30 protein-coding genes are annotated in these 23,493 nt (G+C 31.1%); 5 read left to right on the forward strand and 25 right to left on the reverse strand.

Annotated features, from left to right (window positions below; all coding sequences use genetic code 11):
* Window positions 1-66 precede the first annotated feature (66 nt).
* Window positions 67-873, forward strand: coding sequence for a GIY-YIG nuclease family protein (locus tag B2X73_RS13400; RefSeq protein WP_291096623.1), 807 nt, complete (start codon window positions 67-69; stop codon window positions 871-873).
* Here the strand turns inward: B2X73_RS13400 and B2X73_RS13405 are convergent.
* The 5 genes from B2X73_RS13405 to B2X73_RS13425 all read right to left on the reverse strand — a co-directional run bounded on the left by B2X73_RS13405 (window position 862) and on the right by B2X73_RS13425 (window position 2,803).
* Complete coding sequence (locus B2X73_RS13405) at window positions 862-1,446, reverse strand: SOS response-associated peptidase (protein ID WP_291096625.1); 585 nt, start codon at window positions 1,444-1,446, stop codon at window positions 862-864. The two genes, B2X73_RS13400 and B2X73_RS13405, sit on opposite strands and share 12 nt — an antisense overlap.
* A 2-nt stretch (window positions 1,447-1,448) precedes the next feature.
* Window positions 1,449-1,862, reverse strand: coding sequence for a hypothetical protein (locus B2X73_RS13410; RefSeq protein WP_291096627.1), 414 nt, complete (start codon window positions 1,860-1,862; stop codon window positions 1,449-1,451).
* A 125-nt stretch (window positions 1,863-1,987) separates the two neighbouring features.
* Window positions 1,988-2,191 (reverse strand): helix-turn-helix domain-containing protein, encoded by a 204-nt coding sequence (locus B2X73_RS13415; RefSeq protein ID WP_291096629.1) that lies wholly within the window; start codon window positions 2,189-2,191, stop codon window positions 1,988-1,990.
* Window positions 2,192-2,554, reverse strand: a complete 363-nt coding sequence (locus tag B2X73_RS13420; protein ID WP_291096631.1) for a hypothetical protein — start codon at window positions 2,552-2,554, stop codon at window positions 2,192-2,194.
* Between the two features lie 42 nt (window positions 2,555-2,596).
* A complete protein-coding gene (locus tag B2X73_RS13425) occupies window positions 2,597-2,803 on the reverse strand; it encodes a hypothetical protein (protein WP_291096633.1) in 207 nt (68 codons plus the stop codon).
* Window positions 2,804-3,000: 197 nt separating this feature from the next.
* Here B2X73_RS13425 and B2X73_RS13430 point away from each other — a divergent pair, with 197 nt between their 5' ends.
* Complete coding sequence (locus B2X73_RS13430) at window positions 3,001-3,204, forward strand: hypothetical protein (protein WP_291096635.1); 204 nt, start codon at window positions 3,001-3,003, stop codon at window positions 3,202-3,204.
* A 96-nt stretch (window positions 3,205-3,300) separates the two neighbouring features.
* Here B2X73_RS13430 and B2X73_RS13435 read toward each other — a convergent pair whose 3' ends face one another.
* The 19 genes from B2X73_RS13435 to B2X73_RS13525 all read right to left on the reverse strand — a co-directional run bounded on the left by B2X73_RS13435 (window position 3,301) and on the right by B2X73_RS13525 (window position 21,661).
* A complete protein-coding gene (locus tag B2X73_RS13435; protein WP_291096637.1) occupies window positions 3,301-3,888 on the reverse strand; it encodes a hypothetical protein in 588 nt (195 codons plus the stop codon).
* Window positions 3,872-4,465, reverse strand: a complete 594-nt coding sequence (locus B2X73_RS13440; protein ID WP_291096639.1) for a glycoside hydrolase family 19 protein — start codon at window positions 4,463-4,465, stop codon at window positions 3,872-3,874. The genes B2X73_RS13435 and B2X73_RS13440 overlap by 17 nt, the downstream gene beginning before the upstream one ends.
* A gap of 1 nt (window position 4,466) precedes the next feature.
* On the reverse strand, window positions 4,467-5,042 hold the full coding sequence (locus tag B2X73_RS13445) for a hypothetical protein (protein ID WP_291096641.1): 576 nt from the start codon (window positions 5,040-5,042) through the stop codon (window positions 4,467-4,469).
* 94 nt (window positions 5,043-5,136) lie between these two features.
* Window positions 5,137-5,445, reverse strand: a complete 309-nt coding sequence (locus B2X73_RS13450) for a hypothetical protein (RefSeq protein WP_291096643.1) — start codon at window positions 5,443-5,445, stop codon at window positions 5,137-5,139.
* Window positions 5,446-5,463: 18 nt separating this feature from the next.
* A complete protein-coding gene (locus B2X73_RS13455; RefSeq protein WP_291096645.1) occupies window positions 5,464-10,428 on the reverse strand; it encodes a phage tail protein in 4,965 nt (1,654 codons plus the stop codon).
* Window positions 10,413-11,051 (reverse strand): hypothetical protein, encoded by a 639-nt coding sequence (locus B2X73_RS13460; RefSeq protein ID WP_291096647.1) that lies wholly within the window; start codon window positions 11,049-11,051, stop codon window positions 10,413-10,415. The genes B2X73_RS13455 and B2X73_RS13460 overlap by 16 nt, the downstream gene beginning before the upstream one ends.
* Entirely contained in the window at window positions 11,048-11,572 is a 525-nt protein-coding gene (locus B2X73_RS13465) for a hypothetical protein (RefSeq protein WP_291096649.1), read from the reverse strand. The genes B2X73_RS13460 and B2X73_RS13465 overlap by 4 nt, the downstream gene beginning before the upstream one ends.
* Complete coding sequence (locus B2X73_RS13470; protein ID WP_291096651.1) at window positions 11,562-15,920, reverse strand: tape measure protein; 4,359 nt, start codon at window positions 15,918-15,920, stop codon at window positions 11,562-11,564. The genes B2X73_RS13465 and B2X73_RS13470 overlap by 11 nt, the downstream gene beginning before the upstream one ends.
* Window positions 15,920-16,141 (reverse strand): hypothetical protein, encoded by a 222-nt coding sequence (locus B2X73_RS13475; RefSeq protein ID WP_291096653.1) that lies wholly within the window; start codon window positions 16,139-16,141, stop codon window positions 15,920-15,922. The genes B2X73_RS13470 and B2X73_RS13475 overlap by 1 nt, the downstream gene beginning before the upstream one ends.
* Before the next feature lie 5 nt (window positions 16,142-16,146).
* Window positions 16,147-16,662: a hypothetical protein gene (locus B2X73_RS13480; RefSeq protein ID WP_291096655.1), complete on the reverse strand. Its 516-nt coding sequence runs from the start codon at window positions 16,660-16,662 to the stop codon at window positions 16,147-16,149.
* Between the two features lie 209 nt (window positions 16,663-16,871).
* Window positions 16,872-17,387 carry a hypothetical protein gene (locus B2X73_RS13485; RefSeq protein WP_291096657.1) on the reverse strand — a complete coding sequence of 172 codons (516 nt, stop codon included), beginning with the start codon at window positions 17,385-17,387 and terminating at the stop codon, window positions 16,872-16,874.
* A 25-nt stretch (window positions 17,388-17,412) separates the two neighbouring features.
* Window positions 17,413-17,814, reverse strand: coding sequence for a hypothetical protein (locus B2X73_RS13490; protein WP_291096659.1), 402 nt, complete (start codon window positions 17,812-17,814; stop codon window positions 17,413-17,415).
* Window positions 17,811-18,242, reverse strand: coding sequence for a hypothetical protein (locus B2X73_RS13495; protein WP_291096661.1), 432 nt, complete (start codon window positions 18,240-18,242; stop codon window positions 17,811-17,813). Before B2X73_RS13495 ends, B2X73_RS13490 begins: the two co-directional genes overlap by 4 nt.
* A complete protein-coding gene (locus tag B2X73_RS13500; RefSeq protein ID WP_291096663.1) occupies window positions 18,233-18,565 on the reverse strand; it encodes a hypothetical protein in 333 nt (110 codons plus the stop codon). The genes B2X73_RS13495 and B2X73_RS13500 overlap by 10 nt, the downstream gene beginning before the upstream one ends.
* On the reverse strand, window positions 18,553-18,873 hold the full coding sequence (locus B2X73_RS13505) for a DUF6706 family protein (RefSeq protein ID WP_291096665.1): 321 nt from the start codon (window positions 18,871-18,873) through the stop codon (window positions 18,553-18,555). The genes B2X73_RS13500 and B2X73_RS13505 overlap by 13 nt, the downstream gene beginning before the upstream one ends.
* A gap of 2 nt (window positions 18,874-18,875) precedes the next feature.
* Complete coding sequence (locus B2X73_RS13510; RefSeq protein ID WP_291096667.1) at window positions 18,876-19,283, reverse strand: hypothetical protein; 408 nt, start codon at window positions 19,281-19,283, stop codon at window positions 18,876-18,878.
* A gap of 2 nt (window positions 19,284-19,285) precedes the next feature.
* Complete coding sequence (locus B2X73_RS13515) at window positions 19,286-20,404, reverse strand: major capsid protein (RefSeq protein WP_291096669.1); 1,119 nt, start codon at window positions 20,402-20,404, stop codon at window positions 19,286-19,288.
* A 16-nt stretch (window positions 20,405-20,420) separates the two neighbouring features.
* Complete coding sequence (locus tag B2X73_RS13520) at window positions 20,421-20,951, reverse strand: hypothetical protein (protein ID WP_291076359.1); 531 nt, start codon at window positions 20,949-20,951, stop codon at window positions 20,421-20,423.
* Window positions 20,952-20,953: 2 nt separating this feature from the next.
* Complete coding sequence (locus B2X73_RS13525) at window positions 20,954-21,661, reverse strand: hypothetical protein (RefSeq protein ID WP_291096671.1); 708 nt, start codon at window positions 21,659-21,661, stop codon at window positions 20,954-20,956.
* Window positions 21,662-21,891: 230 nt separating this feature from the next.
* On the opposite strand from B2X73_RS13525, the gene B2X73_RS13530 reads away from it, so the two are divergent.
* The 3 genes from B2X73_RS13530 to B2X73_RS13540 are packed head-to-tail and all read left to right on the forward strand — an operon-like array spanning window position 21,892 to window position 23,071.
* Window positions 21,892-22,239 (forward strand): hypothetical protein, encoded by a 348-nt coding sequence (locus B2X73_RS13530; protein WP_291096673.1) that lies wholly within the window; start codon window positions 21,892-21,894, stop codon window positions 22,237-22,239.
* 39 nt (window positions 22,240-22,278) lie between these two features.
* Window positions 22,279-22,704: a hypothetical protein gene (locus B2X73_RS13535; RefSeq protein WP_291096674.1), complete on the forward strand. Its 426-nt coding sequence runs from the start codon at window positions 22,279-22,281 to the stop codon at window positions 22,702-22,704.
* A 10-nt stretch (window positions 22,705-22,714) separates the two neighbouring features.
* Complete coding sequence (locus B2X73_RS13540; RefSeq protein ID WP_291096675.1) at window positions 22,715-23,071, forward strand: hypothetical protein; 357 nt, start codon at window positions 22,715-22,717, stop codon at window positions 23,069-23,071.
* Between the two features lie 35 nt (window positions 23,072-23,106).
* Here the strand turns inward: B2X73_RS13540 and B2X73_RS13545 are convergent.
* On the reverse strand, window positions 23,107-23,493 hold a 387-nt coding region (locus B2X73_RS13545; protein ID WP_291096677.1), incomplete at its 5' end, for a hypothetical protein.

Raw genomic sequence — 23,493 nt, forward strand, 5'->3', positions numbered from 1 at the left:
GCTACAAGGTGTCGTCGAAAAATGTTAAAAATTTAAAATTAGAAATTGATTCAGTAAATTTGCTCTATGGTACTGAATGATAGATTGAAAACGTTGGTTGACCAAGTTCCAAAAAATATTTGTGGCGTGTATTATTTATACAACGATAAGCAAGATATTATCTATATTGGAAAAAGTATTGATATCAGAAAAAGATTGATTCAGCATTTCAAATCAATTGAAAAAAAGGAAATTAAACTCCAGCATTTTACTTATTCAATACAATTTGAAAGTACAGGAAATGAATTAATTGCTTTGTTGAGAGAATCTGAATTAATCAAACAAAATCTACCAATATTTAATCGAGCTCAACGCAAGATTAAATATTTTTATGCCTTATACAAAGAAATAAATTCTAATGACTATGAAGCTTTAGTTTTAAAGAAAATTGATAACTCTGGAAACGAAATCATCTCATTTACATCGCAAAACGAAGCAAAAGATTATTTATTTTACATTACTGAAAAATACAAACTTTGTCAAAAAGTAAATGGTTTATATAAAACAAAATCAAGTTGTTTTCAGTATAGTTTAAAAGAATGTATTGGCGCGTGTATTAATATCGAAGAGCCAAAGCTTTACAACAAAAGAGTTCGTCAATTTTTGAAAACTGTACATTTACCTAAAAAGGACTTTTTATTTGAATTGGTTGGAAGAACTGAAAATGAAAAAGGTATTGTATTAATTGAAAAAGGAGTTTACAAAGGATTTGGCTATTGCGATCATTTACTTGATAATCTTGACGAAATGAAATCATTTATCGAACAAAAACAAGACAACAAAGATGTTAGAAAAATCTTATTTCGACATATTAAATCTGAATTATCCAAATAAACTTACTTGACCATCTTCACGATGATAAGAGAAATCTGTAAAAGGTTTGACGGATTCGCAGTTTAGCCAATTCATTAAATTTTCACTATCATTTAATACAATAGGCATTCGGTGTTTTGTATTATGAATAAAATCCATGATTCCAACAGCTTCAGTAGTTACAATAGTAAAAGTATCATCAGAATATAATCCGGCTAAGCAAAACAAATTATTATTAATTCCAATATCATATTTTATTTTATCACGTCCTTCATGTCTCCATTCGTAAAATCCATCTACCAAAATCGCGCATCTGTTTTGATAAGAATCACGGAAAGATGGTTTTTCGTCTAATGTTTCAATTCGAGCATTCAAAGTATTATTCGAATTAAAATCATTTCCTGCCCAATGAGGAATTAAACCCCATTCGAACAAATGAATATAATCTTGTTGATTGGTAATCACAGGTAATTTCGGATGATCAAAACCTTTGAAGTGTGGATTTGGCGTAAAAGTAACTTCAGGTTTGAATTTTAACCTTGATTTCTTTTCAATCTGTTCTTTTGTTTTGGTTACTTTTACATGGAAGCACATACCTATAGATTTAAAATAAGTTTATTCATTTCGTTTTTAACGTATTCAAATACTTCTTCATTATCTGTTATTCCTAAAGGGCAATACTCAAAATTACGTTTATTAAATCTATTAATTTCAGAAGGTATAAATAACTTTTCTCGTTCTTCTTTTCGCCAAGAAATCCAAGATTTCCATTCATCAATTTCATTACAAAAAGAGTTGTGCGTCATAAATAAGAGATCCGGAATAGTTGATATAAAATATTCAGATAATTCTGAACTTTCATAAGGATCAAATATTTCATCTGTATAGTAAAGTACTATTTCGGTACCAAATCTCTTATTGAAATCTTCTAAATTCAATGAGACAACTCTAATATTTGTTTCTTCCTCATAATCGTAGAAAGTTGAATCCGATTTAATAATGTTATTCATTTTAAGTATTTAAAACCGAATAATAGAATAATATTTTGTAAATTTAAAAACCTTTTGCATAAGGAAGATTTAAGGTTAGTAAAAAAGCACAGAAGGACATTCGTGTCACTCTGTGCTTTTTGATATTATTTTATTTTAAATAAATCAACCTTCAATTCACGTGCTATTTTTACAACGATGTCTAAATTTGGTACACTTTCGAAATTAAACATACGGGTAATAGTTGTATGACTAGAACCGATTTCTTCAGCTAACGAACGAGCTGATTTACCTTTACATTCAAATGATTTTTTAAGTGAAAGGATAATTTTTTTTGTTTGATCATCCATTTAGTTCAGATTAAAATTATCAGTACCACTTTCGAAATCTATTTCGTTGTCTTGCCAAATTATATAAGATTTGTACCACTTCCAGGCTTTCGAAATATGTAAACGAATCTCTGATATACTATTATCTATTTCATCATCTTTTAAATCATAAAATACAACTACTTTGAACATATAGTTTTCTTCAAAACCAGCTGGATTGTTATAAGTGAACAAGTCAAATACATCATTTAAATCATAACTAACATCTTCAGGTTGATTGTATGGAATTACCTCAATCAACATACGATGTTTAATTGTCTGTAAAATATAAATTGGTCGTGAAGAATCTTTCATTGGATTTTCACATAATAAAAATCTATCCATAGTGTTTTATATAAGAAAACCACTCCGAAGAGTGGTTGATTATTAATTATATCCTGCAAACCCTTGTTTACGAGGTTTAATGTATTTTTTATCAGTTACAATAGCGTCTCTAAAATCTTTACCTGTTGCACATAATCCTTTAGCATTACTTATTGCATGATTTTCATTATCAGCTTTTACTAAAATAGTACCTAACTGTCCATTAGCTTTAGTGTAAGTTACTTCGAAAGTTAATTTTTTAGTTGTCAAAATTCGTTTCTCGTATTTTTCTCGGTTCGATTTCCGTTTTGATTAATTTTCTTTTACAAATGTAGGTTTTTTATTTTTATGGTGCAAATTTGCAACAATATATTTTGAAAGAAATATGTTATTTGTATATTTTCCAAATAACATTGAATTGCACTGATCTAATAAAATATTTTATTAACTTAGTAAAAATCAACACTATGAAATATATTTATCTTTTACCATTACTTCTATTTTCTTGCAATAATAAAAAAGAAAAGGATAGACAACTAATTGAGTTTAATCAAAAACTCAATGAAAAAAATAAACAAATTCAAAGGCGAAATAGAAAAATTAAATATCTGGAAGATGAACTTGAAAATTGTAAAATGAATTACAAGGCTTTGGATCAAGCAACGGAATAAAAAAAGTGGTCAAATTCGACCACTTAAAAAACAGAGGGTAATTACCCTTTTAATTATTCAGGACCCTATTAAATAGATTTAAAAGTAGAGGTTAATTTACCTTTTTTTAAATTTCGGCAATCCAAATTTCCATAGTAGGATTAAAGTTACAACAACTGCAATTGTTATAATTATAGTAGAATTGAATGAAGGTCCGAAGCTTTTGTTTTCTTTATCCTTATCTACTTTCGATTTTGATCCCTCAACTTTATTTTGATTCACTTCGTTTTTCCGAATATCTGAACTCTCTTTAAGAATTTTATCTACTTTATTATTCGCAGTTGAATCTTTTTTATTTGTTTCAGTTTTCTGATTGATAGATCCTTTCCCTTTAGCTGTAAATCCATTTTCAGTAAACTTAAATTCGAATTCATCATCATTAGATAGTCCATTAAAAGAAATATCTAACTTCTGCTTAAAATCGCTCCATTGACTTTGAAATGAATTATCTATTTTCTCAAGCTTGTCGATTTTAGAAACTGAATCAAATTTATTTATCTGGAGCTCTCCCTTTGAAAAACTTTCCTTGTGCTTTTCTACAACTGATTTAGATGTTCGACAGCCGTAAAAGGAAACAAGTAACAACAGTGCGATAAACATTGTTGTTGCTGAAGTTATTTTTCGATGATTAAAACCATTTTTCATAACGCATAGTTCTATTAATTCTATCTTGTAATCCATTCGTTCCGCCATTGACCTTTTTGGTCAATTTAACAACGTCAGTTACATTCCAAAGGTTATTTGTGTCAAAGAAAAAGATCGCACTTTCAATGTAGAATTTTTGATAAACTAAATCAGGATTTAGCATAATTTCATTTGGCTTGCATAATCCTTTTTTGACTAACCAATTTTCGAAAGCTTTGTAGTTGTTTCGTCCTGTTAATTGAATAGCGCCACGCCCTCTGAAATAATACCCATCATTTGGATTTGTATTTCCCATACGTCCACCATATACTAAATTCCCTAACTTTTGTGGATTTCTTTCATATTCCTTAGCTTTTGAATATGTCGGAAAATATTTTGAAAATACTTCTTGAAGTCTACTCGCTGTATAGCTTAAATTTTCTTCAAATAAAGTCAAATCTAAACTCTCGTGACAAATCTGTCCAAAGAACTGAGCAGGATGTTTTATATTGAAAACTTCAACTATTTTTTTTGCTGTTATAGGTCCAAACTTTCCGTCTGCAACCAAACCGTATTGTTTTTGAAAATCAACTAACATGTTACTCTTCTTTTTTTAAGATTTCTAAAAATGACTTAATATTTCCGTCTCGCTCGTAGTTATAAAGCTTTTCAATTAAAAACTCTGGAGGGAATTTTCCGTTGGTTAAAATGAAACTATTACGCAAAATCTTAGCTAAAGGAAACATTAATGTTAATATTTGAACTGATGAAGTAAAAGCAATAGATAGAAAACCTTCTGGGATTGAATTATTAACTCTATCTAGTGAAAAATACACGCCTGAAACAACAACGATTGTTATAAGAGTTGATTTAGCAAATTCTCCAATATCAAGAGTCTTTAACTTGGCATGAGTACACACTCCAAAAAATGCATTTACAAAAAGAACACCATAAAGACCATACAAAAAAGCTTCATGTTCATTATGCCAATTAAAGGCAGAATTAACTATAAAAGCTATTGGAGCTAACTTGAAAAAACTCTCAATAAAAAAACCGATTCTCTCCTTTTCAGTAAGTTTAATTTTTGTTGTAAAAAGAAGAATAATAGGCGTGAAAAATAAAGTTAAATAGATTAACCATTTTTTTACTTTAGAATAAAAATTGTTTTGATTCATTGTTACATTGTTAAATAAGGCGCTAACAATGTTTTGTAAAACTAAATCAACGAAGTGGGGTTATTGTAGTGATTTTTGAAAAGATAATACTTAGTTACTGCTCAGGTTCAGTAATAAATCCTTCAATAATATCGTTGCTTGAAGTTGTAACATGGTCAACCAGTTCGCCTAAATTTTCAATAGGTTTGATCGCTTTAAAATCTAATTGTCCGATTTCTGCTAAATAACTACCTGTCAAAATCTTATCATTTAATGCATCTAATCGACACAAGTTAAACGAAATCGCCTTTGGCTTCTGACCCTCTTCATAATTAAATGAATAAGTAGCTTTGTAAGTTTCTGAGATAATTTCTGAAAGAATCTCAGTTGTTGAGCGTTGCTCTAATTTGAATTTATTTGTCATTTTTTTTAAAAATTAATGTTATTTATTCGCTATATCTCTATCTGTAAACTGTATACTTTGATTTTTAGTCACTTTTCCATTTTCTACGTAATAAAGAAAATACACAATCGTCTTAATTGGAGGAATCTCTCCGTTTGAAGGCTGTTGGTCCATATCTATTTCCCCAACTTGCAATCCATACCAACCATTTGGAATGTTTGATGTTCTTGAATTATTCACTGTTTTATATCCAATTAAGTTTGCGTATTGAGCGTTGTCTGGGTGAGTTCCATTTTGATACTCAAATGATGTATAATTACTTGATGCTATATATCTTCTAAAGTTACTTACAAGCACAATTGTCATTAGATTAACCACAGCAGTTTTAGCATTTGCAACATTTAAAGTACTGCTACTTTGATTTATATTAATCATAGGTATATTATTCCAACTTTCTGGAATATATGCAACATTTACAAGTCCTCTATTTGGCGATAATTCCCAAAGCTTCATACCTTGTTCATGATATCCGTCCATAATAAATTTTCCGTTACTCAATCCAAATCTAAATGCTATATTCCCGTTAGGGTGAAAAAATTGCATTGTTCCATCATCTAAAGTATTCCAAGCTGCTTTATCTCTATTTTGAGCAGTCCCTCCTGCCCATAACCTTACCGATTTTGAACCAGCTTCATTTAACCCCGATATACCAGCATTAGATTGAGTTTCTGAACCAACCATTAAAACGCCCGTACCAATTACATTACCATTAACCGTTGTGTTTAAGAATGATGTAATTTGATTAATACGTGCAATTGAACTATTTAAGTTATTGATATTATTTGCGTTATTATTGATTCCTTGTTTAATCTTGTCATTAATAGCAACAAGTAAAGCTATATTTTGGTCATAATAAGCTTTAAATTTCGCTCTAAAAACATCACCTACGATTGAACTTTCAACTGAAAGATTCACTAATAAAGGATTGATATAATTAAATAAATCATTGTAAGCATTAGTTAAATTAGTTGTGTCAACCCCATTACTAATACCTAAACTATAATTACTTGTATATTCGGATTTTATGCGATTCCATTCATTTGAAACTTGTTGTTTTTCTGATGGCGATAAAATGTTATCATTTGCAATTGATGTTAGTTGTGATAATGCTTGTTCTGCTTTTACTTTTACATCATTTATAGCGTTATCCACATCTTCAGGCGCTGGAGTCCAGTCTGTTGCTTTGTTGCCTTTTTCGAGCTTTATATTTTTTAAGCTAACTTCTCCTGAAGATAATAACCAAAAAAATAGATAGCCATACTCACTATTAGTATTAAGTGTATGGGAGTATCTAACATAATTATTAGTTAATATAAAGTTTTTAGCTTTAATTCCTCCATGAAATTCGACATGAAATAAAGGATTACCACTTATTATTTTTGCATCAAAAGAAATAGTGTATTCTGTGTTTATTTCAAAAGTTGCTACACTGAGTGGATTTATATTTGAGTAGGTTCTTTCTCTTTTAGAATTTAAAAATAAATTCCTCCCGCCAATTTGAATGCTATTTACTAATGATTGTGCGTGTTGTTTCGCTGCTTCCATTTTAGCAGTTGCATCAGCAATAGCTCGTGCTTCTTCCTCGTCTACAATACCATCAGCATAAGCCGCAGCGGCAATTTTAGCTAAATTAGCTTGTGCGTCAGCGTATGCCTTTGCAGCAGCTAAATTATCTTGCATTTGTTGTATACGTTCTTGCTCCTCTGCTGTTATTTGACCGTCAGCGTACGCTTCTAATTGTGTACGAAGTAAATTATCTTGAGCCGCAGCATAAATTTTAGCAGCTTCAGCTTTAGCAGTAGCATCGTCAATTGCTCGTTGTTCAGCAGCTGTAACTTTTCCGTCTGCATAAGCTTCAGCTTGAATACGTTTTAATTCGTCTTGTGCATCTGAGTATGCTTTAGAGGCATTAATACTATCTTGCTTAGATTGCAAAATGTTAGCTTCCACATCTTCTAGCGCTGGTGTCCAATCAGTCGCTTTGTTGCCTTTTTCTACTTTGATATTTTTCAAACTAACTTCTCCTGAAGATAATAGCCAAAAAAATAGATAGCCATACTCACTATTAGTATTAAGTGTATGGGAGTATCTAACATAATTATTAGTTAATGTAAAGTTTTTAGCTTTAATTCCTCCATGAAATTCGACATGAAATAAAGGGTTACCACTAACTATTTTTGCATCAAAAGAAATAGTGTATTCTGTGTTTATTTCAAAAGTTGCTATACTTCTTGGAGTTGTATTTGAATATATTCTTTCATTTTTGGAATTTAAAAATAAATTCCTCCCACCAATTTGAATATTCTGTGGCATTAAACTCCAAGAATAATCTTCATAATTATCACTTTCAGTTGCTGTAACCTTGTTGTATGCTAAACCTATGTATAATTTATTATCGGGATAATCACTCATTCCAGAAGTAGGGGTATCAGCATATTTTACCCAAGTAAATAAAGAACTACCATTAGCACCAGGAATACCTGGCACACCTTGATTACCCTGTTCACCTTTAAATTTTGCCCAAGTGTACGACGTGTTTGAAGTTGGCGCTACCGAACTCGTCGTAGTAACAATACCAATGTAAGCTGTATTTGCTTGTGGTGTAGTAGTCATAGAACTACCATTACTATTAGCAGAATATCTTATATGAACATATTGAGTTTGACCATCAGAACCCTTGTCGCCTTTAATACCTTGAATACCTACAATTCTAATAGCATTACTCCAAGCACCATCACCTTTCTTTTGACGCATAAAAACATCATCATATAAGAATGTTGAATGCCAATCTATTCCGTTTTGAGAGTACTCGATATAAATCTCTTGATTAGTAATAGCTTCTTCAACACTTTCACCATTAGTAAACGTGAATTTTCCTTTAAACTCTCCACTATCTAAATCAAAATAAGTACTACCATCATTTGATGAAATACGCCCAGTTTTTATAAATCTTCCCGAAACTGTTGTAAATCCATACATTAGTGAGATTTCACGCGCCTTTACATCTTCTGAGTAAGTGTTTACAATTCCGATTAAGAAATAGTAATAATTTCCTTGGTCAACTGTATATTGAGTTTCCGTGATTTCAATTACACCTATATTATTTGATTTGTTGCATTTTGCGTATAAATAATAAGGCTTATTCGCTTCTAAATCCTTTAGTCCTCCTTGTATTTGCCAATCAACTATTTTATCAGAAATAGCAAAATGAACAAGTTTGCAAGTAGACCATCTTATTTTATTTGGATTACCTTCAAAATTAGGTTCGAAAAATGAATCGATAAGGTTAAATTGCATTGACTTAGCGCCGACTTGCAGGTGAGTTGTTTCGATTGAGTTTGGTTTAATTTTATCCGTATAATAATCACCTTCAACATCAAAAACCATATTTAAAACCTCTTGAGCATCTTTCCAATTACGGCGAGCTTTCGCAGGATCATTTAGATTATTTAGTTTTATAATGTTTTTAATCGTATTTATTTCTCCTGGAATAGTCCCACTTAAAAAGTTTGTAACTTTTGAATCTGAAAGCGTTAATTTATAATCAAATGGATTTTTTAAATCTCTTTCAATTGATTTAATTCTGATATAGCGATTAATATCAAAATCTTCATCAATAACTTTGATAAAATCACCTATTAAAAAGAATTGCGTTACAGTATCATTCAAGATTCTTTGAAGATGTAAAGTGTCAACATCAAGTAAGTATTGAATGTTCGGTTCAAGCTTATCCGATAAATATTCATCAGCTTTATCAAACAATTCAGCTTCTGCGTTATCGATATATGTTTGTGGCATTTGAATATCCAAAATAACATACTCATCGCCAATGCCAATTCTGAACGCATCACTATCTTTTGAAGGAAATTCATATCCATTTTCATCTGCAAATTTGACAATATGAAATTCTTTTGTTTCGTGATTGTAGTCGTGAATTTCTAATTCATAACCTGCTAAATCTCCTGTATTAAAATGAATTTTTGCATTTACTCCATTTAAAAGATATTTGGTCCCGTTTTCATCTTTTTCTTTTAAATCAAAATCCATTGACGAATCAGAAAATTTATAAACCGAATCAGAATTTATAGAAGTTACTTTTCCTTTACGTCTTGGATAAATATCATCAAAGATTTTAGTAGATTCGTAAATCCCATATTTAGCTACTGCTTGAGTATTTTCAATATAAGAATTTGGTTTATTTTTATCTTTTAAAACTAATCGATTAGCACGGTAATCAGTTCCTAAGTTTTTATCTGAACCATAAACTTTTAAACGAGTAACAATATCGCTTGCATCAACTTTTTCTCTAGTTAACGTGTAAAGTCCTTTTTGAAAACCAACTTTAAACTCCAAAGGAATTTCATTTCCAACTTGTTTAAAATTTAGAATGTTAACTCCGTTGTTATTTGTTTTAATGATAAAATCAGTATCGTATTCATCGCATAACATTTGCAAAGCAGCTAAACAATTTTCCTCTTCTGAAAAAGTTATTGTTTTCGTTTCTGTTTCAGTTGGAATTTCACCTAAAACCCATTTACTAGGAAAAACACGATTAATATTTTCAATTAGAATTTTAGCGAATAATTCTAAATCAGCAGTTAAAGTTTCTCCATAAATAGCAGATCCTGTTGTATCAATATTTACATCATAAGAAGCACGACGCAAATCGAACATTACTCCTTCAAATGTTATTGAATATTGAAAATCATTTGAACTATTTTTAAAGTATCGTGGAATTTGATTTAAAGTATATTTTTGACCTAAATAATGAAAAGAATCTCCAATGGTAAAATTGATAAATTCACGACTGATAAGTTCAACATTAATAACATCATTACTTCTTAATTCAGTTGATTGAATGATTGATGAGACAAACACTCCTTTATTTCTATCTTCTAAAAGATAGTCAACATTGTCTGAGCGCTTAACTAAAATCTGTTCCATAAAATATCTGCATTTGAGTTAAACAATGTGATTGAATCTAAATCACCTAAAATCATTGGGTAAAATACACCTGTAGTTAAATAAGTATGAGAATAAATCTCAGTACCTGGAGAGGTATACTGTTCGGTTCCGTCTCCCCAATTAATTACTAAAACCTTTTTAGATTTTAAAGTAATACTTGTTGTTTTTTGAGTTGATTTCAAAATACGCTTAACAGGCATATTTTCAATCAATTTTAATTTGAATGTACCAACTGCATTAGTATCATCATAATTCAATTTATTTTCCGCTGTATCTTGGCGAAAAACTTGATATTCCATTCTTAAATCACCAGCAATAACTGATAATCTGCGAGATCCTTTTTGATCCAAAACATTATAGAAATCATTGTATTTTTCAATACATTCTTTCAATGAATTAGCAGGAATAAAGCAATCAATTGTAATCGATTTAGAATTGTGATATCGTGATTGCAAATCGATATCATAACCGTGTTCATCACTCCAATCTTTCTTTTGATTTTCTTTTATAGAAGCTTTATCAAATAAGTTTGAAGAGTCTGAAACATAAACATTGTAATTTTTAAAGGGTATTTGATCAAGTAAATAAATTACAGGAATCATCTATACGTTTTAAAATCTTTGTTTGAAATTTTCACATAACTATCATCGTTACTTTTATAAGTAACTTTAGCACCTTTATAGCAATTCACTCTAACGTTGGCCTTATCGCTCGCTTCGATTTCTAACTGAACATTGTCGAAAATATCAATCATTACAAACGCGCTATCCCTAACAACTAATCGAGCTTTCGAGTTATCGCGTAAATACATCTGAGTAACTGAAAATTCATCAGCTAAATAATTCAACCTTGAATCACCAAGACAAACAATATCTCTATTATTATGTAAATCAACTGAATCATCAAGGAAAATTCCTTTATGTTCCATTTTTCCTTTTATATTTCTTCGCATAAAATCGTTTGATAGAAATTCGGTTGAAAATGAAAAATCTATTCCTTTGATGTACATATCAAGTAACTCATCCAAAGTTTGGGCGTTTTCCATTTTAACCGCCCATTCTTCGCATATTTCGTTTTGTTTTGCTCTTTTTAGAGCTTCTATTTTTATATTATTAAAATCCATATGCTCGTCCTGCATTATCTATTCTGTTAATTAATTTTTCTAAAAGTGGTAAAACACTTCTCGTGTTGTAGTCTATGTTAGCTAATCTGTCTAAGCTATTTAGGAGAATTTTGTTCGAATCAATATTAATGGTTACAAGTTCCTTTTGAAGAATACGAATAGCGTTAAATTGACCTAAAAGAGCGTTACCTGTTTCCTCTGACATTCCTTTTATCGCTCCAGCCATTGCACTTTCATTAGGATCAATTAAATCACCAAATAAGTCTGAATATTGATCTAACATTCCTGTGAAGTTTTGAGAAATCTCTTTTATTTTATCCTTGAATGCCTGTTGTTCTTCTGGAGATAATCCGTTCCAATTGAAAGTACCATCTTTAGAACCTCCCATATCTTCATATAGCTTGTCGAGCGCGGCTTGTAATTGTTTTTCAAGGAATTGTTTTTTAAGTTGATTTAAAACAGCATTCTTTAAAACATTGTTTGCAACCTCAGCGAATGCCTTTGCCGCATCTTCACCTTTTCCAAATGCTTCGACAAGAGCATCACCTAATTCAGTGGCTAAATCTTTAGCATTCGTCTGTACAACATCTTCTGCGATTTCTTCAAGAAGATCTTGAATAGTATTTTTAGAATCACGTAGAGCATCTTCCCATTCTTTGATTTTTCCAGCGTCCTTTTTCTTCTTAGTTTTTTCAAGTTCAATCATTTTTTGATATTCAATCTGTTGTTGTTTCAGATTTTCAATCATTTGTTTTTGACCTGAATAAACATCGGAACCGAGTGCGCGTTTGGCAGCGTCTTCTAAATCTTTATAGGAATTTGTTAAGTCGTCAACCGCAGCTTTATGCTTATTTATTTCTTTCTGTTTTTTCTTGTCCTTAGAGAAAATATTAGATAATAAATTAGCGATTTTTGTAGCGATTTGAATTACTGCTGAAATAATTGCAAGGATTACAGATGCTCTTTCAACTCCTTTAATACCTTCTGTAGTCATTTGAGATACAGCTAAAACACTTGAACCAATACCTAAAACAGTTTGAGTAGTTTCCATTGCTTTACTAGCAGTATCTCCAAGAAATTCTTTTAAAACTCCTGCTGAATCAATAGCATCATTGATAAAATCAAAAGTTCCTGTTAAAGATTTAGCTACTCTATTCCATTTAGTAGTTATACCTTCAGTACTTGAATTAGTTTCTTCTTCTGCGCCTTTAAATAAATCGGCTAAACCAACAGCTAAAGAACCAAAAGGATTTTTCTCAATCACTAAATTTTTAGCTTGGTTTAATTGTTTTAGAATAACTTTTAAATCAATCGGATTAAACTTTCCTTTTAATAAATTAAACTTCCCTTCTATTTGTTTTATTAAATTGTCAATCTGCTGGAAAGTCATTTCATCCATATTTGAGAAGAGATTCGCCCATTCCTCGGACCCCATTAATTGATCTTTTACAATACTTGAAGTATCATCGGCAGCCTGTTTTTCTATCTGAGCATCCTTGGCTTTTTTAATATCCTCTAACGCTTTTATTTCATCAAGTTTACCTTGTTTGATTAATGCTTTTTTCTGAGCTTCATAATAAGTTTGATTCGTTAATAAATCAGCTTTCATTTTGTCATCAATAGCCTTTATCTTATCTTCATAAGATTGATATTCAGAAATTAGTTTATTATAATCAACGTTATTTGTAATATTCTTTGTTTCTGAATCACGTTTTGACTCAACCTGTTCAATAGCGACTTCTATTTTAGTTTTTTCAACTTCATCTTTAGCTGTTTTTAGCTTTTCTTTTAAAAGATTGATTTGCTCATCATACTTTTTATTGATTGTATTTAATGGATTAAACTCTTCTGTTAAAGTTTTGATTAAATCTTTTACAGCATCATCTGCCTTTTTGATATTCTCAATCTCCTTTTCATCAAGAAACTTTAATTTATCTACACTTATCTGATCAGTATTTCCTTGAAGTTTTAATTTTTCTTCTTGAATTTTACCAAGAACCTCTAAAAGATTTTCAGATTCAGAAATAGAGTTTTCAATCCCTTCTTTGAATTTATCAAATGCGTTATAATCGATAACTTTAACTAATTCATCATTGATAAATCGGAGTTGTCTTACTTGTAAAGCTGATTTGTTTGAAGTCTCTACAAGTTGTTTTTGTAATCTTCTTAAAAACTCCTCGTAAGTAGCTCCACTTCTAGAAAGTGTTTCATATTGAATTTTACCAGAATTTTTTAAAACCAAATCATCTGAATTCATGTAGTTAACAAAACGCTCGTAATCTTCTTTTACAGATTGGATTTGCTTCTTGTATATCTCAAATGGATCATCGGATTTTTTTGATGGCTTAATGGATTTTGGCTTAGCAACCTTTGTAGATGTAACGCTCCATGCTTTTAAAGCATTATCAGCTTCGTTAATTTCATTTGTTAGCTTATTCCATTCTTCTTTATTTCTTGGATCTTTTGGATCGAGTTTATCTCTTTTGCTTGTTGCATCGGATTTTTTAGTATCCCAATATGATTTATTTTTTATTTCAGGAATAGCAGAATTAATCTGTCCATTAATAGCAATCAATTGATTCTGCGCTTCATTTAATTGATAATTTAAACGAGAAACATCCCAAGACTGGAATGCATTCGAAACCTGCTGCGCAAGATTTAATCCTTGTTCTTGATTGGTATTAACATTCGATAAAGTAAATATCTGTTTTTCAGTTGTTGAAATAATACTTTCCCAATATGCCTTTTTTTGTTCCAAAGTCATATTAGCAAATTTCATATCTCGATCGATTTGATTTACTTTACTTAATTGTATATCGTACTGTTTATTAAGTACCTCTAATTTATTATAAGCATCAGAAAGAGCAAGCCCCGTATGTCCTTGTGCTTTGTTCATTTGTTGAATCTGATTTTTTACAGAATCAATCTGATTTTCAATTTCAACTAACTTTTGTTTTTGTAAATCAAGCCCTTTTACATCATTAGCTTCATTAATAAGTTTTTTTAACTCATTAACATCCATTGCTTGAACTTGCTCTTGACTAAGATTTTCAAATCCTTTCAGCTTAAGTAATTGCAACGCTTTATATGCTTCAATCTGCTGATAAACAGTTGCTGTTTCGTCTTTTAAAATACTAATATATTCCTCAGCTTTTTGTTTAGTTTCGTCAAGTTTAGATTTAACTTCTTCCTGTGTTTTATTATACGATTCTTGCGCTTTTTCAGCAGCAGATGTATGATCTGCTAAAAAATAATAAGCTGATCCTAATGCTACAACAGCTGTAATAACAATTGCATACGGATTTGCCATCATAGCAGCATTTAATGCTGTTTGAGCTGCGGTAAGTTTAAGAGTTGAAACATATCTTAACGCTTGCATAGCTGTTACTCTACCTTCTGCAGCTCCAATTGCTAAAGTTGTAGTTAATCTTGCTTTTTCAATGACATTTAAAACAATTAAAGCCGCTTTATAAGTTCCGTAAGTAGCTACTAACACAGCTATTGTTTTCCCTATAGATTCATAATTCTCAACGACACTCGAAGCGCCACTAATAATAGATGTTACAAAACTTTGAGAATCTTTACCGATTTCGTTAAACATTACATCAACAGCATCTTTTAACTGTTCGATTTGTCCTGCAACAGATTTTGATTGAGCTTCCATTAACCCACCGAACATCGAACCGCTTGCAGTAAGATTATCAATAACTTTTTGAACTTCTGGAAATCCAACTTTACCAGCTTCAACCAATCCTCTTACTTCATTCTTAGAAACCCCGAAAACTTTAGCAAGTTCGTCCATCATTGGAATACCACGTCCTAAGAATTGGTTTAAATCTTGAGTATATAATCGACCTTGCGTCATTGTTGTTCCGTACAAATAAGCAATATCTTTCAAAGGAATACCAACCCCTGAAGCTATATCTCCAAGTTTTCGCATTGTATCCAAAGCGGTTTCAGCACTTTCTCCATAAGCTAATAACATTTTAGTAGCTTCCGAAGTAGATTGTAAACCGAAAGGAGTTGTTGCTGCAAATGTTACAATTTCTTGCATTAAAGAATCTGCTTTCTCCTTACTACCTAACATAGTTGTGAAGGCAATTTCTAATTGCTCAAATTCCCCTCTAACTTTTACAAGTTGAGAAACAAATTGAGTTGCATAATCAACTGTTAAAAAAGCCGCTACTCCTTTTGTAAGTGTATTAACAGCTCCTGTCGACTGATTAAAATGATTCTGTAAATGAATATTAAAATCTTCTACACCTTTATTTGATTGTCGAAGTGCATTTAAAAATTTTTGATTATCTAAATCTTGGGTAAATCCTAATCTTCCGTTATTTATATCCATTAGCTTTGAAACATTTTAAGAATGTCGTCTGCATTCTGTTCTGTTATTTTTACTGCTTTTTTTGTTTGGGTATTTGTATTTTCGTCGTCATCATAATCGTAAGAAGGTAAATCTGCCATCAAACGAATTACTTTTGACCAGGGGATTTGGTTTTCTAAATAATCAAGTGTCCAACTGAAATGCGCACAAATAGAAGCCCTTGTTCCGTAAGTACTTTTCATTCCTTTTACTCTACTTCGTTCGGACTTATCGTCATCTTTATCGATGCTAATCGAGTAGAGTTGGTAAAATTTGTTAAATCTTGAAACTTTAAAATTTCGTTAATGATCTCGAATAGTTTCGCTGGTGTAAGTGAATTATAAATAATCGCTTGAACTCGTTTAAATTCAACTTTTGAATAATCAACCCCAAGAACTGCAACCGTAACTATGTTTGACATTAGTTTTGCGTTTTTGTAAGCAATAAGTTTTGTTTGATTGAAGATTTCATTATTATCACTCAACTTAGCTTCATCAATAAACAATTCAATTTGATATTGGCAAAGTCGGTCCAAAGTCGATAATGTACAAGGTTTGATTTCGAACTTTTCTTTTACTTTTTGAACCTCAGTTTTCTCATATGGAATTAATCCACAAAAGAACTTTTTTTGAATAATTACTTCCTTGTTATACTCAACTTCAAACTCGTAAGGAGCTTCAATTAAAGTTTTGATTTCTTCTCTTTGTATCTCTTTTTGATCCATGGATTTCGATTTATACAAAAATGGCGAATGAACAAGGATTTAGTATTGTAAAAAGTGTTGAGTTAAGAGCGAGTTAAGGGGAGAATTAAAAAAACCACTCTTAATAAGAGTGGTTTTTTTGTATATTTACATCAACGGGGTGTTTAACTCTGTGTTAACCATTGATGTGAATCATTGGTAGTAGGGCGTAATATTAGGCCCTACTTTATTTATCCCGTTGGTAAATCTGTTACCTTACCTGATAAAATTGAAGGCTTCCCCTCTGCTGGAGATAAAGGTATAACTGTAAAGTTTAAAGTTAACAAACCGTCTTCATTTAAGTCACCTGCAACAACCGCAGATATAGAAGCTTTTGGTAATTTCCAATATAAACCTTGTTTAGGTTTGATAAATAATGCTTTTTCAATAGTTTTAGATTTTCCGTCAAATTCCCATTCTTTTGATGAAGAATTATAAGTACCTCCAATATATTCGCTTAGCATTTCAGGATCTGCATTCATAATATTGAAGTTCCAAGTCCACGATCCAGCTTTAGTAATGATTACTTTTGGAATTGGATTTCCTTCTTCTTTGAATTCTGTTTTATCGCCTTCTTCTTGAGCCATATTTGCAGTCCCTTCTAAAACTTCTCCAATTTTAGTCATTGCTGATTCTTCAGGCATTAAACCTGTTGCTAATGATGCTGCTACTAATATTTGTGCTAAACCAAATGTGTATGTTGCCATAGTATCGTTTTTTATAAATTAATAATTAGTTTGTTTTTTGATCATAAATCCTCCATTGAATGCGAAGATTTACATAATGTTCTTTTCCGTTTTGATCTTGGATTATTCCTAAGTCTGAAATATAAACTGACTTCCCTATGAATTGATGATCTTCAAATACTTTGCGAACAACTCTCGAAATCTCTTTTAATCGCCTTGAATTTTTGATTCCTAATTCTAAATCAGGAACATAAATGTTGATATTAGAAGTTGCTAATTGAGGTTTAAAAACGGTTGTTATAGTGATAGTATTCACGACAATGTCTTCGTTCAGTGAATTTATTGGACGACTATCATTATACAACTTACCTTTGATAGCAGATTTAACTTCATCGATATTTAAAGCTTTAAAAAGCAATTCATTTGCATCAAAAATATCGTACATCATTTCATCATTATTTGTTTGATTATTAAATCAGCTACTTGTTTTGCGTAATTCTCAGAAGCTGCTAAAACATTGTAACCACGAGATTCAACCGAATAAGCGTAATTCATTCCTGCTGTAAAAACTAAAACTATTGGAGCTTTTCGAGCATTAGAAACTAATTCTTTTGCAAATAGTTTTCCTTCAGATGTTCCTAATGCTTTACCTTCGTAAAACTCCCTGTAAACTTGTCCATTCACGAAAAGTACATACCCAATTGAAGATCTTAAGTTTCCAGTTTGATCCATAAAGCCAACACTTTGTTTTGCATGAGAAACAACATTTTCACCTAAGTATAAATAAGCTTGAATGCACTTTTTTAAAGTATCATCAATTATTTTTTGATTTAGCTTATCTAAATCTTTACTCGAAAAATTCGGTCTTATACCCATAATCGATTGTGTAATAATCCTTCTGTAAATCTTAGAACACTTCCTTTAATCCTTATATCCTTACCTTCTGAATCATTTGAAACGATGATAGTTTTTCCTATTTCAATTGGCAAAACAGATTTATCCAAATGAATAAGAGAATTAAACGCGATTGTAATTCCATCAGTTCCAGCTATCATTTTTCCACTTGAATTAACTTGTTCACGACACATTGAAATGAATTTTATTCCGTTTGGATTCGGAATCATTTCGCCTGTTTCTTCATCGTATATCAAAGAATTATCTTCAATGAATAGATAATGATTGTGTCCTATTGTCCCCATGGATCAATCGCTGTTACAATTGGTTCGTTTTCATCTAATGGATTAGGTAATTCTAGCTTTGAAGCCAAACGACCTAACATCATTCGAATTGCATTCCAATTCCATTTAACCGTCATATCTCCTTCGGATACACTTTCGTACATCGGAATCCAAGAACAAAAAGAATCATACAAAGCCTTCTCGCAATCTTCTAAAATCAATTGTCCGTCTGGGTTTAAAGTAGGATTTTCAGCAAATAAAATTGTAGTATCATTTGCATTAGCTCCTACTCTTAACATTACGCTTTGTATGTATTCTTTATTTGTCATGATTACGCTTCTGAGATTAGTTTACGTTCTAACAATGAAGCAATTCGAGATTCTTCAAAATCAACAGGAATAACTTCGTTCACTTCGTAAATCTTTGATTCGTTCTCTTTATCACGGAAACGAGAAATAACTTTGTAAGATTTAGCTGTTTCGTCTAAATCTTGAACCTCAACTTTCTTTTTAACTCGAATAACTTGACCAACTTCAAAACCTTTAGAAATTAATCCTGGTTCTTTGTCCAAATCTTCCTGAGTTAATTCAATTAATTCAGTTGTTTCCAAAACTTTGTACAATTCATCTAATTCCGATTGTTCAATTTTAGAACCTACTTCGATATTTCTCTCAGTTAGCAATACCGCTAACTGAGAGTTTTTTTCTACTAATGTTTTAGTTAATGTTACTTTAGCCATAACTATCCAATTGGTAAAACTTTATCTACAATATCTTTATTCCAAGTAGTGTTATTTACTTGCATAAGAGTTGATCTACCTGCTAAATCCCAAACAGGAAATGCATTTGCAATACCTTGAGTAACCTCTTTAACAGGATTCTCTTCCGACCATTTTTTGATTAAAGTATGAGAACGTAAAACTTTTAAAGCTTTAGAGTTCTTCAAGTTCATATCAATTGGTTTTTTGTAAAGAGTTCTTCCTAAAACTTTAGCTTCTGAGAACATTACAACATCATCCTCGAATGGATTACCTGTTACACGATCTCCGTTTTTATCTTCAAGAGTAATATCTTGGTCGATAATTACAATCTGCACCCCGTTTAATCCTACCGCTTTTGCAAAATAAGAGTTTACTCCAGCTAAATCAGGCTCTTGAGCTGCACCAATCAAATTAGTAACATAAGAAGCAGAATTTTTGATAATTTGCTCTTGACGCACAATTTTTGACAACGTTGTAGGATTCATAAAAGCATATTTATAAGAAGCTCCGAAAGATTTTCCTACTTTAATTGCTTTCTTAAAATCTGAAACGATATCAGCATCTGTTCCATCCCAAGATTTTGAAACACCTACTTTTTGTGTTGTTGGAATTTCATAATCCAATGGCATAGCTTGTTTAACGCCTTGTGACGTTTCTTGATTCATTACTAAACCACCTAGCGAGATTTGACGCAATGCCATCCATTCAATTTTTGAAGCAATACCCGTCCAACAAAACTCAGTATCTTCTGCCCAAAACTCAATTAAAGCAGTCATATCTCTATTTTGAGAGAACATTGCAACAGCAATATCATATTCAGTTAATTCGTTTTCTTCTAACTCGCGAGAAATAGCAATTTTTGGAATTGATCCTGCTATTTTTTCGATAGCATCACGAACTTTCTTTGGAATAGTTGAACCTCTAGCAACTAAATCTGCTGCGATTTTCAATCCAACTTGTGATTCTAACGTTGTAAACGTTAACTTATAAGTTTCTTTTACAGGAAACAAAGTTGGATAGTAAAAAGGCTTTAAATCGTATGTATTTACTACGGCTTGTACATCACTTTCTACTAAGCCAATCATTAATGATTCGTTCATTTTCTTGTTTTAAATATTAAACATAAACTAATGTTGGAGCAGTTGCTTTTTGCTCAGTTGTTAATCCAGGGCAATTTGATTCTTGGATAACCGCAATAACCCACGCACTTACAAAAACATTTCCTTTATCAGAAACGTTTTTCTCTTCACCGCAAACTGCAATTACAACTTTTGACTCTCCAATAACATCTCCTTTTACTACAGCTTTAGAAAAACCTTTATCTAAAGTCAAAGTATCAAAGTCTGTTTTTGATTTATCAATTGCAGTGATTTTAGCACCCAAAATTGTCATTCCGACTTTTAAATGAGAACCTTTTAAAACATCAATTGATGTCGCAGAGGTATCTGCTGCTTTAGAAATAACTGCATTTCCTACTACTTCATAAAGCCCACCTTTTCCTTTTGCAAGTGGTGCACCTTCTAAAAGACGTTCATCTTCTAATGTCGTAGGATCAATTGCAACTCCTCCAGGAATATCAGCTACTTTATGTAAAATACATCTTGTCGGCTTACGCCCTTTAGATCTTGAAATTTGTAATTCTGACATAATTAAATTTCTTTACCGCCTAATCCATCATCAGTTGAAGCTGTAGATTTTGTAATAAAATCTTTTACAGAACTCGAAACGCCATCTGGAGCTTTTTCTCCGAATGATGGTTGATGATTAGTTAAGCCTTGATTAATAAATGATTGATTTGATGTTGTTACATCTGTTTGAATTTCCGCCAAGTATTCCGCAAATTCTTCGTCATTTTCAAAAGACATACGAGGGAAATTCTTTGAAATTGTATTTTTCAAAGCTTCGTCTTTTACATCTTTTAAAATGTCATTGATTTGTGAAAGCCTTGTTTCTGTAGTTTTGCCAGCTTTAATAGAGTTGATTTCGTCAGCAAGTGTTTTCTGAGTTTCAGCAATCTGTTTTAAAGCTTTTGCAATATCAGATTCTTCTCCTCCGTTTACTCCTTCACCTTTTCCAGGTTCTGGACTTCCCTCTCCTGCTCCTTCACCACCTTTACTTTTGCCAGCATTTTCTAAAGCTGTTTTTGTCGCTTTAGCAATTTCAGAATCTACTTCCGAACGTAATTCTTTTTGAAATTCAGTAACCTGTTCGTCTGTTAACTTTTCGACAAGTGCCTGCGCTTCTTCTTCTGTTGTGATTTGTAACGAATAAGCAGTTGCTAATCGCGCCAAAACATCTTTTCGAACGCCTTTAGCTAGAAATCTAGTATTAAGTAATTCAAGTAATTTTTGTTTCATTATAATGAGATTTTAATTTCAAATCGATTAAAACAAAAATATTGAACGATTTTCGCTTAAGTAGTGTATTTTTTAACGAGATAAGAGCGAGTTACGGGAAAGAAATTTTGTAAAAAACATTAAATTATTTCTTATTTAATTTTGCGATTCGCAAAATATAAACTATATTTGTATAACAAAATGAGAGGGCGTTCATTGAAATAGTATTAACAACATTAAAAGTTCAAAAAATGAAAGATTTAATTATTCGCGTTATGGATATCGCCAAAAAAAATCCAAATGGTTTTACCTTAAACCTTAAAACAATGAGATTAGTAAGATTTGGAATCCCAGTTGCTTACTTAGAAACTCAAAACAGCTTTGGAAATGAAAGCCTTGAAAATGTAATAATTCACGCCTTAAACAATAACTCGATTATCGGAGGTTGGTTAGATGAAGAAACAAACCTTTTTTACTTCGATAGTGTAAAACTCTTTAAAGAATCAGATTTAGATAAAGCAATCGAATTCGCAAAAGAAAACAAACAGATTGCAATCTTTAACATTAGAACGCTAACAGAAATTAGAATAGAGGGTTAGAAATAACCCTCGCCCTCTCTATTTAATACTATAAAATTTATGGAATTAACAGAATTACAAAAGACCAGCATCAAAAATTATAAGATGCACGGAATTGAAATTGAGCTTAAAGATGAAGTTGTAGTAATCACTCAAAAAAGAATGATCAACGGGAAAATACTATCAAATAAAGAGTTGTATGATAGAGCTAAAAAAGTGTTTCCTGATCACAAAATTAGACCTGTAGTTTACAAAATTGAGTTGGATCATATTACTCCTCAATGGGTAAAAGATAAAATGAATGAATTTGAAATTAAACCGAAAGATTTAAGTAGACAAACTACTTTGGATATTTCGACTATTAGTTTAATTTTGAATGGAGAGCGTAAAATGAATAAATCGGTTAAAGCTTTATTCTTTTACTATTTTATGATTTTTGATATTCATCAAGGATTAGAAGATTATTTTGAAATGACTAACGATTAATATTATTGATATGACAACTAAAGAAAATACTATTTCAATGTTTGAATTAAGGCTTGGAAACTGGGTGTTTGAAAACGATAAACCTATATGGATTTCTCAAATTTCAGGTTTCAAATCATTGAACTCTGGTAATGATTTTTACCCTATTCCCTTAACAGAAGAAATTCTTTTGAAAATTGAAGGTATTGAAAAGGATAATGAATGGTATTCATTAACAAATCTTCATTATAATAGTCTGACAAAGAGATTTTATATAGGTAATGATCATGTGTCAAGTGGTCATGATGATGCTTATATTGAATACCTTCATCAACTCCAAAACCTTTATTTTGCATTAACTAATGAAGAATTAAAGATTACTCTATAAAACATAAAAACCCTCCTCGTAAGAAGTGGGTTTGTTTATTTCGGCAACCAATAAGGTGCAACTTTATAGCCTCTATATACATCACCTTTTTCTTTAATATGATTTTCAAAATTAGCAGGCATTTCTTTTATCTCAGTTTTTTGAAAATTACCTAGATGTGAATAATCTTCTTTAACAGCTCCTTTTAATTCATCTGTAAACATTTCGATAGGTTTAAGGATTGGAATTTGGTAACAGCGACAATTAACATGAAATCCAATGAATTTAAACGTCTTTGGGTAATGACCAGCTAACGGACCACAAACACTACAATCAAATTTATTATTAGATCGTTTTATTTCAAAACCAACAACAAAGTCCATAGATTGCCAGCGTTGATTTTCAGATTCTTTGTAATAAGTATTAATTTCTAGATCGGAAGA

Origin of the sequence: Empedobacter sp. UBA7252 (genome assembly GCF_002472765.1) — a bacterium.
Taxonomy (GTDB): Bacteria; Bacteroidota; Bacteroidia; order Flavobacteriales; family Weeksellaceae; genus Empedobacter; species Empedobacter falsenii_B.

Coding starts and splice junctions, on each gene's coding strand:
- B2X73_RS13510 (WP_291096667.1), bottom strand. CDS start 19,283: ATGGCTAAAGTAACATTAACTAAAACATTAGTAGAAAAAAACTCTCAG.
- B2X73_RS13470 (WP_291096651.1), bottom strand. CDS start 15,920: ATGGATATAAATAACGGAAGATTAGGATTTACCCAAGATTTAGATAAT.
- B2X73_RS13445 (WP_291096641.1), bottom strand. CDS start 5,042: ATGAATCAAAACAATTTTTATTCTAAAGTAAAAAAATGGTTAATCTAT.
- B2X73_RS13430 (WP_291096635.1), top strand. CDS start 3,001: ATGAAATATATTTATCTTTTACCATTACTTCTATTTTCTTGCAATAAT.
- B2X73_RS13450 (WP_291096643.1), bottom strand. CDS start 5,445: ATGACAAATAAATTCAAATTAGAGCAACGCTCAACAACTGAGATTCTT.
- B2X73_RS13480 (WP_291096655.1), bottom strand. CDS start 16,662: ATGGATCAAAAAGAGATACAAAGAGAAGAAATCAAAACTTTAATTGAA.
- B2X73_RS13410 (WP_291096627.1), bottom strand. CDS start 1,862: ATGAATAACATTATTAAATCGGATTCAACTTTCTACGATTATGAGGAA.
- B2X73_RS13455 (WP_291096645.1), bottom strand. CDS start 10,428: ATGGAACAGATTTTAGTTAAGCGCTCAGACAATGTTGACTATCTTTTA.
- B2X73_RS13405 (WP_291096625.1), bottom strand. CDS start 1,446: ATGTGCTTCCATGTAAAAGTAACCAAAACAAAAGAACAGATTGAAAAG.
- B2X73_RS13400 (WP_291096623.1), top strand. CDS start 67: ATGGTACTGAATGATAGATTGAAAACGTTGGTTGACCAAGTTCCAAAA.
- B2X73_RS13540 (WP_291096675.1), top strand. CDS start 22,715: ATGACAACTAAAGAAAATACTATTTCAATGTTTGAATTAAGGCTTGGA.
- B2X73_RS13500 (WP_291096663.1), bottom strand. CDS start 18,565: ATGGGGACAATAGGACACAATCATTATCTATTCATTGAAGATAATTCT.
- B2X73_RS13535 (WP_291096674.1), top strand. CDS start 22,279: ATGGAATTAACAGAATTACAAAAGACCAGCATCAAAAATTATAAGATG.
- B2X73_RS13415 (WP_291096629.1), bottom strand. CDS start 2,191: ATGGATGATCAAACAAAAAAAATTATCCTTTCACTTAAAAAATCATTT.
- B2X73_RS13505 (WP_291096665.1), bottom strand. CDS start 18,873: ATGACAAATAAAGAATACATACAAAGCGTAATGTTAAGAGTAGGAGCT.
- B2X73_RS13530 (WP_291096673.1), top strand. CDS start 21,892: ATGAAAGATTTAATTATTCGCGTTATGGATATCGCCAAAAAAAATCCA.
- B2X73_RS13465 (WP_291096649.1), bottom strand. CDS start 11,572: ATGGATTTTAATAATATAAAAATAGAAGCTCTAAAAAGAGCAAAACAA.
- B2X73_RS13525 (WP_291096671.1), bottom strand. CDS start 21,661: ATGAAACAAAAATTACTTGAATTACTTAATACTAGATTTCTAGCTAAA.
- B2X73_RS13420 (WP_291096631.1), bottom strand. CDS start 2,554: ATGGATAGATTTTTATTATGTGAAAATCCAATGAAAGATTCTTCACGA.
- B2X73_RS13495 (WP_291096661.1), bottom strand. CDS start 18,242: ATGGGTATAAGACCGAATTTTTCGAGTAAAGATTTAGATAAGCTAAAT.
- B2X73_RS13515 (WP_291096669.1), bottom strand. CDS start 20,404: ATGAACGAATCATTAATGATTGGCTTAGTAGAAAGTGATGTACAAGCC.
- B2X73_RS13460 (WP_291096647.1), bottom strand. CDS start 11,051: ATGATTCCTGTAATTTATTTACTTGATCAAATACCCTTTAAAAATTAC.
- B2X73_RS13475 (WP_291096653.1), bottom strand. CDS start 16,141: ATGAAAAGTACTTACGGAACAAGGGCTTCTATTTGTGCGCATTTCAGT.
- B2X73_RS13440 (WP_291096639.1), bottom strand. CDS start 4,465: ATGTTAGTTGATTTTCAAAAACAATACGGTTTGGTTGCAGACGGAAAG.
- B2X73_RS13520 (WP_291076359.1), bottom strand. CDS start 20,951: ATGTCAGAATTACAAATTTCAAGATCTAAAGGGCGTAAGCCGACAAGA.
- B2X73_RS13485 (WP_291096657.1), bottom strand. CDS start 17,387: ATGGCAACATACACATTTGGTTTAGCACAAATATTAGTAGCAGCATCA.
- B2X73_RS13490 (WP_291096659.1), bottom strand. CDS start 17,814: ATGATGTACGATATTTTTGATGCAAATGAATTGCTTTTTAAAGCTTTA.
- B2X73_RS13435 (WP_291096637.1), bottom strand. CDS start 3,888: ATGAAAAATGGTTTTAATCATCGAAAAATAACTTCAGCAACAACAATG.